Raw genomic sequence first — 14,302 nt, forward strand, 5'->3', positions numbered from 1 at the left:
GAAAATATTTATTTTGAAAACTGATAATATGATTTATAATGACTGACACAAGTTTTAAATATTTTATGCTCAAGAAATTAGCTTGGTACTGGTCTTTTGTAGAGTTAATTAAAGGGTTTGTTATTACATTAAAATATATGTTTAAGCCAAAGGTTACTTTGAGGTATCCTATGGAGAAGGGCCCTTTAAGTCCAAGGTTTCGTGGTGAGCATGCGTTGCGTAGGTATCCAAACGGTGAAGAACGATGCATAGCTTGTAAATTATGTGAAGTTATCTGCCCTGCTCAAGCAATAGTTATTGAAGCAGAGGAAAGAGAAGACGGTAGTCGCCGCACCACGCGCTATGATATTGATATGACAAAATGCATATACTGCGGACTTTGCCAAGAGGCATGTCCAGTTGATGCAATTGTTGAAGGTCCTAACTTTGAATTTGCTACTGAAACAAGAGAGGAGCTAATGTACAATAAAGAAAAGTTATTGCGTAATGGTGAAGTTTGGGAAGACGCAATTGCACTCAGGTTAAAAAAGAATAGGCCTTATTATTAATGTTCAGAGCTTATAACCCTGTTATCCATTATGATTTAGGGGCAGTGCCCACTAGGGGTGGTGTCATCCCAGTAGCTGATACACAACTGTACGAACATTTGTTTGCGAGGGCAGTATGTTAAATGTTATAGCCTGTTTTGCCTCAAACACAAAGGTGTCATCCCAGTGCTTGACACTGGGATCCAGTAAAATTGATTGTGAACAAGCACACTATACAACATTTTCAATGAAATTACAAAAAAGCTGGATTCCAGTGTCAAGCACTGGAATGACACCATTTGCTATGCAATTTAGCTTCGAAAATGAATGTTCGTATGGCTATGTGCGTGACACTGGGATGACACCGTTGGAAGAAGCAAACCGCCTTCAAGCTACATGTCCGTATAGGTTTATTTATGGTTAGGATTACTTTTTCAACCGAACAAAAAGTAAAAGAATACAGTGGTAAAGTCACTGGCTTTGATATATTACAACCGGATGCTTTGAAAGAAGTAGTTGCATTGAAAGTAAATGGTGAGCTATATGACCTCTCACGTGAAATTGAAGCTGATGCAGAGATAAAAGTGATAAAACTTAGTGACGAAGCGGGTTTGGATATAATAAGGCACGATGCTGCTCATATAATGGCACAGGCAGTAAAAGAGCTATTTCCTAATACTCAGATTACTATCGGCCCAACAATTCAGGATAGTTTTTACTATGATTTTGCTACAGATCGTACCTTCACTACGGACGATCTTACCGCAATAGAAAAGAAAATGAAAGAGATTATAAAAAGTAACCACAGATTTGTTCGAGAAGTTTGGACTCGCAAGCAGGCAATTGATTTCTTTAGTGGTATAGGCGAAAAATATAAGGTTGATATTATCTCATCCATACCAGAGGGTGAAAACCTAACTGTTTATAGGCAAGGTGATTTTATTGACCTATGTCGTGGTCCGCACTCACCATCAACCGGCAGAGTTAAAGCGTTTAAACTTATGAAAGTAGCGGGTGCATACTGGCGAGGTGATGCAAAGGGCCCAATGTTGCAGCGAATATATGGTACAGCATGGAGAAATAAGGATGAATTAAACGCTTACCTTGAGTGCCTCAAAGAAGAAGAAAAACGTGATCACCGCAAAATTGCTAAGGATATGGATTTATTTCACATTCAAGAGGAAGCTGTTGGGCAGGTTTTTTGGCATGAACAAGGATATATTCTATATAATGTTCTTGAGTCTTACATCAGAAAGAAGCTAATAAATAATGGCTATTTTGAGGTAAAAACTCCTATTTTAGTAAGTAAAGAGCTGTGGGAAAGATCTGGACATTGGGATAAGTTTCGTGAAAATATGTTTATTGTTGACGAATCTGAGAATAAAAAGTTAGCAATAAAACCCATGAATTGTCCTTGTCATGTGCAGATTTTTAATTCTCACACCAGGAGCTACCGTGATTTACCAATACGTATGGCAGAGTTTGGCACATGCCATAGAAATGAAAGCTCAGGCTCATTGCACGGACTGATGCGAGTGCGTGGTTTTACGCAAGACGATGCACACATTTTTTGTATGGAAGAACAAGTGAATTCTGAGACTATAAAGTTTTGTGACCTTTTAAAAGAAGTATATTCAGAGCTTGGATTTAATGAAATTTCTGTGAAATTTTCAGACCGTCCAGATATTAGAGCAGGTAATGATGAAGTATGGGATAGAGCTGAAAAAGCGCTGCTTGAAGCCGTTAAAGAAGCGGGCTTGAGTTATAAACTTAATCCTGGTGAAGGTGCATTTTATGGTCCAAAGCTAGAGTTTGTTTTAAAAGATGCAATAGGCAGAAGCTGGCAATGTGGAACATTACAAGTTGATTTCATTTTACCAGAACGTCTGGGAGCTTTTTATATAGGGGCAGATGGACACAAGCATCACCCTGTCATGTTACATAGGGCAATTCTTGGGACTTTTGAGCGTTTTATTGGAATTTTGATAGAAAATTACGCAGGAAAATTTCCAGTTTGGCTTGCTCCAACGCAACTTGCTATTCTAACCATTACAAATGAGGCTGACGGTTACGCCACAGAAATCAGCAATGTCTTAAAAGAACAAGGTGTGAGAGTCAAGACTGATTTGACCAATGAAAAAATTAGTTATAAGATACGTTTGCATAGTCTAAACAAGGTTCTTATATTGTGGATTGTAGGCAAAAATGAAGTTACAAGTAAAACTGTGTCAGTGAGAAATTTAGGATCGGAAAGACAGGAGTCTTTTTCTTTGGAGAAGGCTATTGAATTGTTGTTAAAAAGTATTAATTTGAATTAAGGGAGTTAAAGTTTGCAAGTTAAAAAGAACAATAAAAACAGAATTAATGGATTCATCACAGCTAAGGAGGTACGTTTAGTTGATCATAGTGGTGAAATGGTCGGAATCGTGCTAATAGAACGAGCTTTGGAGCTTGCACAGGGTGTTGGTTTAGACTTGGTAGAAATTGCACCTGATTCAACCCCTCCAGTATGTAAAATTCTGGATTATAGCAAACAAAAGTATGATATAAAAAAGAAAGCAAGTGAAGCAAAAAAGAAACAAAAAACATTAACTATAAAAGAAATTAAACTGGGTCCCAATATTGGTGATCACGATTACGGAACAAAATTGCGTCAAGCAAGAGACTTACTTGCCCACGGACATAAAATTAAAGTCACAATGAGATTTAGAGGGAGAGAGCTTATAAACACTGAAGTTGGACTGGAAAAATTAGAACGGCTAATTCGAGACACTGAAGATATCGCAAAGGTAGAATTGGCACCTAAAAGAGAAGGGAATCAATATTTTTTAGCTCTGGTTGCTAAGTAGCAAAACGGCTTAAGAAGTATAAGTAAAGTTAAATTATCGCTCTCTCTTTGATAACATGGCGAAAATGTCTTATTAATCCTTGAATCGGCCAAGCTGCAGCATCGCCAAGCGCGCAAATTGTATGTCCTTCTATTTGAGTTGTAAGGTCAAGCAGCTTATCTATTTCATCAGGTTTAATATCTCCTGCCACCATCCTCTTCATAATCCTCCACATCCATCCAGTACCTTCACGGCATGGTGTGCATTGTCCACAGGACTCATGCATATAAAAGTGTGATAACCTCTCTATTGCAGCTATTATATCAGTTGATTTATCCATCACTATTACAGCAGCAGTACCAAGCCCTGATTGTGCAGTTCTTAATGAATCAAAATCCATTTCAATAGTATCGCATATAGATTTTGGAATTAATGGCACTGAAGACCCACCAGGTATTACAGCAAGTAAATTATCCCAACCTCCTCGCACTCCACCTGCGTATTTTTCAATTAATTCACGTAGTGGAATTCCGAGCTCTTCTTCAACATTACACGGGTTGTTTATGTGCCCTGAAATACAAAAGACCTTGGTACCAGTATTATTTGGTTTACCAAGAGATGCAAACCATTCTCCTCCGCGATTTAGAATATCTGGAACCATGGCTATAGTTTCAACGTTGTTTATTGTGGTTGGGCAGCCAAAAAGTCCAACACCTGCAGGAAATGGAGGCTTCATGCGAGGAAAGCCCTTTTTTCCTTCAATTGATTCAAGTTGAGCTGTTTCTTCTCCACATATGTAAGCTCCTGCACCCCTATGGATAAACACATCAAGATCATAACCTGATTTGCAGGCATTTTTTCCAATTAAGTTTTCTTTATAGGCTTCCTCAAGTGCTTTTTTTAGAACTAAATATTCATTATAAAATTCACCCCTGATATAAATATATGCAGCTGATGCGCTGATCGCTCTGCTGGCCAGGAGAATTCCCTCAAGTAACTTATGTGGCTCATATCGCAATATATCTCTATCTTTACATGTACCAGGTTCTGACTCATCTGCATTGACTACTAAATATGCTTTTGGGAGATTTTTGGGCATAAAGCTCCACTTAAGGCCGGTGGAAAATCCTGCACCCCCTCGACCTCTCAAACCAGATTTCTTTACTTCATCAATGATTTTTTCTGATCCTAAATCCAGTAATTCTTTTGTTTTTTGCCAGCTACCACGTTTTTTTGCACCCTCAAGTAGTGGAGTTTCTTTACCATTTAGGTTGGTGAATATTTTGTCTTGTTCTTTTAGCATGTTTTTCAAAATTTGTGAGTGATCCCGACGCGATTCGAACGCGTGACCCACTGATTAAAAGTCAGTTGCTCTACCGGCTGAGCTACGGGATCATTTCATTTTTCAGCTATACTAAACATCAATACAGTTTTTATCCGTTTTAATCAAACTAAAATTTTCATGTGTGGTTAAATAAATTATATAATATACTGCGTTAGTGATAATTTAGTTAAAAAATTTTTAAAGGAAAACTTCTTGTTAATTTTCAATTCACAGATTTATTTGGATGGTGTGAAGTATAACGCTAAGGAGACAAGAAAAATAGAAAACTGTATATACCCTGCAGAATTTGTGCACTATTTAGCAATAGCCTATAGCTAACACATCATACCGCCGCGGCGCTAACTAGTAGCGGAATGACGATTTTTCAAATTGTCGGTAAATCTAAGTCAGTTTAGCTATAACAGATAAATATTTCTTGCATTTCAGCCTGAGTGATTTATGCTTTAAGCAAGAATTGGGGGCATAGCTCAGCTGGTAGAGCATCTGTTTTGCACGCAGAAGGTCAGCGGTTCGATCCCGCTTGCCTCCACCAATATAGGTTCTAGCATATCATAAAGTCAGCTTATTTTAGCCCATGAGTATTTTATACTGGTTCCCTAAAAAATCCCTCTTTCTGTAACTTTTCTTTATGCAAGCAATGTTTGTTATTATAATTCTGATATATACTAACTTAACAATAAATTAATCAATAAATGTTAGAATAACTATAATTAAATTTATTAGGTCATATTTATGAGTGGAAAAAAGCATGTTTTTAAGATGGTGCCTGGAAAAGAGGTGTTTAGAAAAACCCCGACTAAAGTGATAAGGTGGCCTGAAGGTTATAATCCTACAATGTCTATTAAAAAAGTTGAGCTTGTATCGCTGGATGATAAAAACGATGTAGTACTAGGCTTATTACCTATAAAACTTTGCAGCAGTTATTGCATAGACAGTTACATATGTTTGGAGGAAGAAAATGAAGGAAATCTGGTAGCTAAAGATTATAAAAGTGATTCTAACTTAGATTATTTAAAAAGTAACCATACATTTGTATATTACGGTAATGAGTTGGCTAAGTTATCATATACAAGAGAACTTGTGCAGCCTTTCAAAACTATTTGTGGCAGTTCTATTAAATCAAAAAAATTGGAATACAAATATGTAACATGGGAAGATTCAGATACTGGCAACAATAAATATTATTTTTCAGACGAGGCAGGAAATATAATCGATTCACCTGACAATAAGGTATTACAAGACATTATGTTATACTACGGTGAGAGACATATAAGAGATGTGCTACTGTTGCTATCAAGCACGTTTATCAAAGTTTTTATTCAGGGCCTAACAGACGACCAACTAAAAACTCTTGCCAATACTCTTAGTAACGAGCAACTACAAAAAATAATTCCTGAACTGAATTCAAATCAACTGCAGGTTCTTGCACAGAATTTAACGGATGGACAGCTACAAAAAATAATTCCTGAACTGAGTTCAAACCAGTTGCAGGCTTTAGCAGAGAACTTAACAGATGAACAACTTAAAGCTTTGGTGGATCATCTAACCAATCACCAATTACAAACTCTTGCTCAGGAACTAAATCCAGAAAAGTTACAAATAATTGTTCCTATTTTAAATGATGCTCAGCTTGAAGCTCTAATTAGAGACTTAAATCCAGAGCAAGTAAAAGAAATTTTACCTCACTTAAAAGTGGATCAGTTCAAAGCACTTATTAAAACTTTAAATGACGAGCAATTTACAGTGCTTGCAAAAGACTTAGCTGAGCACCACTTGACGATACTTTCCAAAGAATTAGAAGGTGACCAGTTGAAAGCTTTAGTAAATAGTCTGCGAAATGTAAAAGACAAGATTTAATCTGACAGAGAAGAATTAACTGACAGAAGAATTGACGTAGTCAAAACTAATATCAGGCTGTTGTTTAATGCTACTAATATTTTTCTGAAAAGCAATATGTTTACTGTCAAAAAACGTTTGCATAGGTGTTTTGCCATAGCAGTATTTGCCTGAGTGAGGCCTTGTCTCATTGTAAGAACGCAACCAATGATCAACATCGATCTGTAGATCCTCCAAAGAATAGTAGATTTTCTTTCTAAAGATAATATTGTAACACTCATCTTGCATAGTTCTATGGAATCTTTCACATATGCCATTAGTTTGTGGAGAGTTGGCTTTGGTTCTAGAATGATCGATATTTTCGATTCCTAAATATAGCTGATAAGCGTGATTTTCGGGCTTGCCACAATACTCCGTACCCCTATCAGTTAGAATGCGTAATAATGGAATTCTCTGCTCATCAAAAAATGGGATAACTCTATCGTTAAGAAGATCTGCAGCTGTAATAGCTGTTCTGTCCGTGTAAAGTTTAACCATTGCAACTCTGGAATAAGTATCAACAAAAGTTTGCTGATAAATGCGCCCTATGCCTTTGATATTGCCCACATAATAGGTATCTTGAGAACCCAAATAACCTGGATGTTGCGTCTCAATTTCACCATGAGCTTCCCTTTGTTCTTTCACTTTTTCTAAAGCTGCAAGTTGTTCTTCAGTTAAAATGATTCCGTCTTGAGCTACTTTTGCCTCCAGTGCTTTAAGTCTCTTTTTCAAAGTTTCAAGGTCATTTCTTAGCCATACAGATCTTACTCCTCCTTGGGAAATTATTATACCTCTTTTTCTCAGCTCATTTGCAGCTCTTTCTTGTCCATATGCAGGAAATTCTGTAGCTATGCCAATTATTGCTCTTTCTATATCTTCCGAAACTCTGTTTGCTAATAGCGGTTTTTTCTTACTTATTTCATGTAATGCTTCTTCTCCCCCATTTTCATATAACTCCTTGAATCGATAAAATGTATCTCTTGAGTATCCCATCACTTTGCACGCTTGAGACACATTTCCTAATTGTTTTGCTAGCTCTAGTAATCCTAGTTTTGGTTTTAGTATTTTTGTTTGTATTGTACTCATTTCTAACACTCCTTATTTTTATTATTCTTAACTTACTTTTTTAAAGTGTCATATCAAGTCCTGTTTAATACATTTAATGTATGGTTAGAGCGAAGATTACTTCCACAATTACAGCGTGATACAACCATAGTTATGGATAATGCTACATTCCATAAAACTCCCAAAACAAAGTCATTAATAGAGTCTTTTGGCTGTCATTTGCTTTATCTTCCAACATATTCACCTGATCTAAATCCGATAGAGCATTGTTGGCACACCATCAAAAGTCGCCTCAGACCTCTAATGCATCAATGTACAGACTTACACCTTTTAGTTGGTAATACCATTTTAGACGTTTATCATTCGTTTTAGAAAATACTATAGTTGAAATAGCGCAGTTACTCACCCCATAAATTTGGTGCTCTCTTTCAATCAAAGGTGTCTTGCTGCTTGAAATGTTTTCTTTGTAAAAATTTGGCTTATCTTTATATCATCTCATTCAAACAGCATTAACATAACTTATGCCTTTTTTGGATGTAGAAATTTTCTAGGAATTGTCTTTTTGAATTCTATGGTATTTTGTTTAACATTGAAACAAGAGGCCAGTGTCACGCACTGGCATGACACCCATTTGTTCCTATAGTTGTCTTTTCTCGTCTACCTTATTTTGCCACTCTGCTGAACAGATACATAAAGAAAGTGGAAAATTGGACATTCTCAACTCGGCTCCTGCAGATTAAAAATTAAGTTGAATAAAAATTGGATTTGACGCAGTTTTTTCCCATAGTTTAAGAAATTAAAAGTTTAACGATTAGAATTATAATTACAAACCACAATAAAAAATAGACTTTTCCATTTGATTTATTTTTAATTTGGATGTTTTCTAATTTTTTATCAGCTATTAGGTTTAATTTTTCTATAAGGCTAAATATCCCTTGGATTGTTTTTACAGGATAAGAACTTCTAATTTTTTCCCTATACCCTATTTTACTTTCATGTTGACTGCTTATCCACGCTTCAACTACTTTCCACATATTGATTTCTGGGTAGATCTTTCTACATGTCCCTTCCAGTAAAATCATAGTTTTCTGCAGCAATAACAATTGTGTTTGAACTTTCATATCAAAATCACCAGTTATTTTTAATAGCTGAGCAAGTAAACTAGCAAATGAAATCTTCTGTATAGGCTGCCCAATAATGGGTTCACCTATTGCCCTGCAAGCTGTGACAAAATTTCTATGCTGTGATGAAACGTAACCAGCTTTAAAGTGCATTTTTGCAACGTGATCATAATCCCGATTTAAAAAGCCTTTGAGTATCTCTATAACGTAATAGCATGTCTCACGATCTATTCTACCCATGATTCCACAATCCAGGGCAATAATATTGTTATTACTCTCAACCATTAGATTTCCAGGATGCATATCAGCATGAAAAAAACAATCCCTGTATACTTGATTGCAAAACGATTCTATAAGATTGATAGCTATTTGCTTACGATTATTCAGTTTTTCAACTTCGTATATTGGCGTTGCTTCTATCCATTCTAATGTTAAAACCTTTTTCGAAGTTCTATTCCAATCTACTTCAGGTACGTAAAAACCTCTGTCATTTTTTGTGTTTTCCTTTAGTTCCGAAGAGTGAGCAGCTTCAAAACGTAGATCTAACTCTAATCGGCAAATTTCAGCAAAAGTTTTGACTAATTCAATTGGCCTCAGCCTTTTTGATTGTTCGCTAAATTTTTCTGCAATTTCCGCAAGCCAAGAAAGCATCTTTATATCCCTTGAGAATGTTTTCTCAATATTTGGCCTTAAAACCTTTACAGCAACTTCTTTACCTTCAGTTGTAACCGCTCTATGCACCTGAGAAATCGATGCTGCTGCAATTGGTTTTTCAGAAAAGCTTGAAAAAATGTCGCTCAATTTACAATTAAACTCACTTTCTATAGTTTTAACTGCTATTTTATGTGAAAACGATGGCAATCTATCACATATCAATAACAAGTTATTTGTTATATCCTCATTTAAAACATCAGTACGTGATGAGATAGACTGCCCAAACTTAATGAATACCGGACCTAATTTTTCAAGAGCACACTTTAGCTTGTGACCTTGTATTTTATTTATTGATTTCTTTGATGGTGGAAGTAAATAAGGTAATATATTGTAACGCGTCAGCACCGTAGTTATGTGCAGAAGACGCAAAATATTTTGAATCATTTCGCTGCGTAACTGCTAAATATTTCATTTAGGGTTTTATTCTTCATAATCTCATCAGGCTTACCTTGGCAGTAGACAGTATTATTTATACAAATTATGTAATCTGAGCATGGTAGAGCAGAGTTAAGATCATGAGAAGTCATAAGAATCGACACTAATCGGTTTTTTGCTATTTTGCTTATAATATCATAGAACTTAGCCCGTGCGTTAATATCCATTGCACTAACTGGCTCATCTAGAATGATCAAGTCAGGCTCTGCAATTAAACAACGTGCAAGCAGTAATAATTGTGTTTGCCCTGCAGAAATTTCTAATACTTGATTTTTCAAAATGTTACCGATACCAGCCAACTCTATCGTTTCTGTAATAATGGATTGATTTTTCTTTAATCTTTTCAAGGAGCTATTTAAAAGGAAATATTCAACTGTTATTGGCATCAAATTACTAACACTAAAATTTTGCGGCATGTAGCTAATTTTTGTGTTCTCAGCTAACACAATATTTCCAGTATAATTTTTATTTATACCAGAAATTGCTTTCACTAAAGAGGTTTTACCTCCACCATTTGGACCAAGTATTGTAATTATGTCTCCTCTTTCCATGAACATATTAATATTGTCAAGGATTCTTTTACCATCATACGTGAGAGCAAGATTTTCTATTTTTAGAACACGATTATTGACATTATTCAATTTATTGACAAAATTTAACTTCTTCTCAACATTTATATGAGACATTTACTGGCTTTTTTTCTATTACTTTCACTTACATTATACTATAATATTGCCTTTTCATCCAATTTAAAAATTGTAGCTACAATCAAACCTATCCACTCACTTGTAGCTTCTGTTACAGAAGGGATTTTAGAATCGGAATTGCTTGGCTATGCAACATCTGCGCATAATTATATATTAAAGCCATCTGATGCGAGTAATTTAGAATCAAGTGACGTTATATTTTATGTTGACGATAACTTAGAGACGTTTGTTCAAACTTTCGCCAAAAATAATAAAGAACTAGTGCAATTGTCAAAGGCAATCAACCTACTTCCTGCTCGGCCACATTCATTTTCTAGAAAAATCACTCACATTCAAGATGAAAAAGATTTACACATGTGGCTGAGTCCCGAAAATGCAAAGAGCATGATACTTTCTATAAGTGCAACATTGTCTAACATAGACAAAGAAAATTCCCATCGATACAGTTCTAATGCAACAAAAGCTATAAAAAAAATAGACCAAGAAGTAAAAGAAATCATGAAAGAATTGAATGATTTTAAAAATCAAAAATACATCGTTACTCATGATGCTTATCAATATTTTGAAAAATATTTCGGTCTAAATCACCCAAGCGCTATTCTTTCTATAGAAGAGGATTCTTACATAGGTATGAAGAGTTTAATGAAGCTAAAAAAGATAATGAAGGAAGAAAACGTTAAATGTATATTTGCTCATTCACAGGAAGATAGCATAAAGCCTAACGCCCTTTCTAATGACGCAAAAATGGTAGTTCTTGATCCTATTAGATCAGACATAGAGCCTGGAAAAGATGCATATCTAGCTATAATCAATAGCATTGCACAAAATTTTAAGTCTTGTTTTGTTGAGTAATAAGTTCCCTTTTAGCTTACTGTTTTATTGTTCTGCAAATCAAGAAGAAGTGAGTTTACAACAAATGGTGTCATTCCAGTGCTTGACACTGGAATCCAGCTTTTTCATAATTATCAAAACGTTGTATTTTAACATAAAACGGCTACTTTTATGCTTGCTAACTTAATAAACTTCCTGGATCCCAGTGTCAAGCACTGGGATGACATTGTAGGGGTGCTGGCCTGATAACCGTCATCCCGCTACTTGTTAGCGGGATCTAGAGATACCGCGAATGAATCGCGGTATGACGGTTCGCGGCGGCATGACGATAAGGTTTATACCTTGTCATCCCAGTGCTTGACACCGGGATTGATTTATCTTGTCTACCTTATTTTGCCACTCCGCTGAACGGATACCATATTATGCAGGTTTAGAATTATGCTTTATTCTTACGTTTATGTCTTGGCCCAATACAATCAATAAGTTAAGCAAGTATTCTAAGGAGAACCCTTCGATTTTTGACCTATTGATTTGAGATACTTTAGGTTGATCAATCTTTAGAGCGTTTGCTGCTTTTTTCTGTGTTGTATACTTCTTACTTATTAATTGTGCAATGATCTTTATTAATTTCAGTTTTGTATCTTTTACATCTCCCAACTCTACTATTATAGGATAACTTAATTGTAAATTTTGCATAATAATAAAATCCCTTATAAAAAAATTACTTTAGTTTTTCTTCTTTAAATAACATATGCCTTCTGACTACTGGGTCATACTTCCTAAACTCCAGTTTTTTGGTGAGCTTTTTTGGATTACGCTTTTTTACATAAAAATAACCTGTTGATTTTTCTTCACCAGTTTTTGTTGTCTTGATTGCAGTGCTAACTAACTTAACGAGCAAAGAAGCATTTTTTTTCGCCATACTTATAATGATATAATAAATTCTATGCGAGTTTATTACGCAAAACACTAAAAGTCAACCGAATAATGCAGATCGTAAAATTCTTGACAATCAACAGTGCATTAAGTAGCATGAAGTTAACTTCAGAATGAAAAGCAAACGGTAAATAAGTGGCAAATAGTGGTAAAAGGTTATTATTGATAGAAAATTCCACCTGTTCTAATGAGGTAAGAGTTGCCTTGTCAGTTAATAATAAGGTTGTAGAATTTGAACAAGAATTCAAGGAAAAAAAACAATTAAGAGGTAATATATACGTTGCTTATATAAAGCGTATAGAGCCTTCTTTGCAAGCCGTATTTATCGAATATGGAAAAAATAAGCAAGGTTTTTTGTCTTTTTCCGAGATATCTCTAGATTACTTCAATATTCCAGAAAAAGAAAAGGAAACTATCTTTGAGAGCTACTCAAATGACGATTATACAGAAAAAGGGAACGATACCATAGCAAATGTCTCTTCAGATTCTGCAGCTAGTAAGAATGTCAACGAATCAGGTAGTGGTTTTGTAAGAGAGGTACCTTTATATAAAAAATACAAATTACAAGATGTTATTTCAGTAAATCAAAAAGTATTGGTTCAGCTAACTAAAGAGGAACGAGGCAATAAAGGAGCTTCATTTACAACATACATAACTTTAGTGGGTAGATACTGTGTTTTCATGCCAAATTCCATGAGTAAAAGAGGAGTGTCTCGCAGAATTGAAGATGCTAATGTCAGAAAGCAGTTAAAGGATATACTAAATTTAATAAACTTGCCAAAAAGATCAGGTTTAATAGTAAGAACTGTTGGTTCAGGAAAAAGTAAGAAAGAAATTGAGCAAGATTACAATTACTTATCCTCATTATGGCAGAGCATTCAAAAAAATGCCTTCTCTGTAAATGCTCCATCATTAATTTACAACGAAGCAGATGTAATTATGAGATCTGTTCGTGATTTTTGTAGCGATGGTATAGAAGTTATAGTGTCTGGAAAGGAAGCTTTTGAAGCAGTTAAGCAATATGCTAATAATGCACTAAAAGGTAGTAAGTTGCGCTATAGATTGTATAGAGGTTATGTTCCGATCTTTACTTACTACGGGATCGAAGATCAAATTTCTGAGTTATATAGCAATAGAGTAGAGTTGCCATCTGGTGGGTCTTTGATAATCACTTTAACTGAGGCGTTTGTTTCAATAGACGTAAATTCAGGAAAGATGACAGGAGAAGATAGCATAGAAGAAACAGCTTATAGAACCAATATGGAAGCAGTACCTGAAATATCAAGACAGGTGAATCTTAGAGGCCTATCAGGATTAATAGTAGTCGATTTTATTGACATGTTGAAATATCAGTATTGCAGAGCTGTTGAGTCTGCTATAAAGCAAGCGTTTAAAGACGATAAAGCTAAAGTTCAATTTAGCTACATAAATGACTTTGGTTTAATGGTATTTTCAAGACAAAGAATTAAACCAAACATACAAGAAATTAATACTACAGAATGTTTACACTGCAAAGGTACTGGAAGAATAAAATCAAACGAAGTAATTGTTTCATCAATACTAAGGGATTTACAACATATTGCTAACAAGAATCGAAATAAGTCTTTTGATTTAGTAGCGCACAGTGCAGTTATAGCGCACATTTTTAATAACAAACGCAATACAGTTTCTACAATCGAAAAAGAGTTTAATATTACATTGAACGTCAGTATTGATAACAGTTTAGATGTAAACACATTTGTTTTAAAACAAGGAGATGATGTTAATTTAAACGGTTATAAGCCATTACAGAACTCTGGATACCAAATTGGGGATAGCAGCAATGAAGAAGCTGATAATTCAAATAAACTACGAGGCAATTTTTGGCTGACTAAGTGGCTTTCGCGCCTTTTAAGTTCTAATGACTAACTAGAAATCC

13 protein-coding genes, 2 tRNA genes and 1 pseudogene are annotated in these 14,302 nt (G+C 35.1%); 9 read left to right on the forward strand and 7 right to left on the reverse strand.

Features of this window, described 5'->3' with window-relative positions; translation table 11 throughout:
• Positions 1–65: 65 nt before the first annotated feature.
• From nuoI to infC, 4 genes are all read left to right on the forward strand, one after another.
• A complete protein-coding gene (nuoI, locus tag OPR49_RS05815; protein ID WP_038199316.1) occupies positions 66–548 on the forward strand; it encodes an NADH-quinone oxidoreductase subunit NuoI in 483 nt (160 codons plus the stop codon).
• A 115-nt stretch (positions 549–663) separates the two neighbouring features.
• Positions 664–951, forward strand: coding sequence for a hypothetical protein (locus tag OPR49_RS05820; protein WP_265026927.1), 288 nt, complete (start codon positions 664–666; stop codon positions 949–951).
• Positions 944–2,845, forward strand: coding sequence for a threonine--tRNA ligase (gene thrS, locus OPR49_RS05825; RefSeq protein ID WP_265026928.1), 1,902 nt, complete (start codon positions 944–946; stop codon positions 2,843–2,845). Before OPR49_RS05820 ends, thrS begins: the two co-directional genes overlap by 8 nt.
• Before the next feature lie 12 nt (positions 2,846–2,857).
• A complete protein-coding gene (gene infC, locus OPR49_RS05830) occupies positions 2,858–3,376 on the forward strand; it encodes a translation initiation factor IF-3 (protein ID WP_065094376.1) in 519 nt (172 codons plus the stop codon).
• A gap of 28 nt (positions 3,377–3,404) precedes the next feature.
• Here the strand turns inward: infC and nuoF are convergent, their stop codons facing one another.
• Both nuoF and OPR49_RS05840 read right to left on the reverse strand, forming a co-directional pair.
• The gene (gene nuoF, locus OPR49_RS05835) at positions 3,405–4,658 is read right to left on the reverse strand and encodes an NADH-quinone oxidoreductase subunit NuoF (protein ID WP_265027538.1); all 1,254 of its coding nucleotides are present in this window, start codon (positions 4,656–4,658) and stop codon (positions 3,405–3,407) included.
• Between the two features lie 19 nt (positions 4,659–4,677).
• Positions 4,678–4,750, reverse strand: a tRNA-Lys gene (locus OPR49_RS05840).
• A gap of 406 nt (positions 4,751–5,156) precedes the next feature.
• Here OPR49_RS05840 and OPR49_RS05845 point away from each other — a divergent pair.
• Positions 5,157–5,232 (forward strand) — tRNA-Ala (locus tag OPR49_RS05845).
• Positions 5,233–5,432: 200 nt separating this feature from the next.
• Positions 5,433–6,536 (forward strand): annotated as a pseudogene (locus OPR49_RS05850) (magnesium transporter MgtE N-terminal domain-containing protein); the annotation flags it as partial.
• Between the two features lie 36 nt (positions 6,537–6,572).
• Here the strand turns inward: OPR49_RS05850 and OPR49_RS05855 are convergent.
• Positions 6,573–7,661, reverse strand: a complete 1,089-nt coding sequence (locus tag OPR49_RS05855; protein WP_265027486.1) for an IS481 family transposase — start codon at positions 7,659–7,661, stop codon at positions 6,573–6,575.
• Positions 7,662–7,706: 45 nt separating this feature from the next.
• On the opposite strand from OPR49_RS05855, the gene OPR49_RS07680 reads away from it, so the two are divergent.
• Positions 7,707–8,012 (forward strand): transposase, encoded by a 306-nt coding sequence (locus tag OPR49_RS07680; RefSeq protein WP_406833418.1) that lies wholly within the window; start codon positions 7,707–7,709, stop codon positions 8,010–8,012.
• 416 nt (positions 8,013–8,428) lie between these two features.
• Here OPR49_RS07680 and ubiB read toward each other — a convergent pair whose 3' ends face one another.
• Positions 8,429–9,859 carry a 2-polyprenylphenol 6-hydroxylase gene (gene ubiB / locus OPR49_RS05860; protein ID WP_265026930.1) on the reverse strand — a complete coding sequence of 477 codons (1,431 nt, stop codon included), beginning with the start codon at positions 9,857–9,859 and terminating at the stop codon, positions 8,429–8,431.
• Positions 9,856–10,596 (reverse strand): metal ABC transporter ATP-binding protein, encoded by a 741-nt coding sequence (locus OPR49_RS05865; protein WP_265026931.1) that lies wholly within the window; start codon positions 10,594–10,596, stop codon positions 9,856–9,858. Before OPR49_RS05865 ends, ubiB begins: the two co-directional genes overlap by 4 nt.
• Between OPR49_RS05865 and OPR49_RS05870 the strand changes: the two genes are divergently transcribed.
• Positions 10,588–11,469, forward strand: a complete 882-nt coding sequence (locus OPR49_RS05870) for a zinc ABC transporter substrate-binding protein (protein ID WP_265026932.1) — start codon at positions 10,588–10,590, stop codon at positions 11,467–11,469. The genes OPR49_RS05865 and OPR49_RS05870 overlap by 9 nt on opposite strands.
• Positions 11,470–11,868: 399 nt before the next feature.
• On the opposite strand, the gene OPR49_RS05875 is transcribed toward OPR49_RS05870, so the two are convergent.
• Positions 11,869–12,144, reverse strand: a complete 276-nt coding sequence (locus tag OPR49_RS05875; RefSeq protein WP_213863160.1) for a helix-turn-helix domain-containing protein — start codon at positions 12,142–12,144, stop codon at positions 11,869–11,871.
• Between the two features lie 25 nt (positions 12,145–12,169).
• Entirely contained in the window at positions 12,170–12,370 is a 201-nt protein-coding gene (rpmG, locus tag OPR49_RS05880) for a 50S ribosomal protein L33 (RefSeq protein WP_265026933.1), read from the reverse strand.
• A gap of 149 nt (positions 12,371–12,519) precedes the next feature.
• On the opposite strand from rpmG, the gene OPR49_RS05885 reads away from it, so the two are divergent.
• The gene (locus OPR49_RS05885; RefSeq protein WP_265026934.1) at positions 12,520–14,292 is read left to right on the forward strand and encodes an Rne/Rng family ribonuclease; all 1,773 of its coding nucleotides are present in this window, start codon (positions 12,520–12,522) and stop codon (positions 14,290–14,292) included.
• The last annotated feature ends 10 nt before the right edge of the window (positions 14,293–14,302 follow it).

This window comes from Wolbachia endosymbiont (group A) of Bombylius major, from assembly GCF_947251895.1.
GTDB classification, from domain to species: domain Bacteria; phylum Pseudomonadota; class Alphaproteobacteria; order Rickettsiales; family Anaplasmataceae; genus Wolbachia; species Wolbachia pipientis.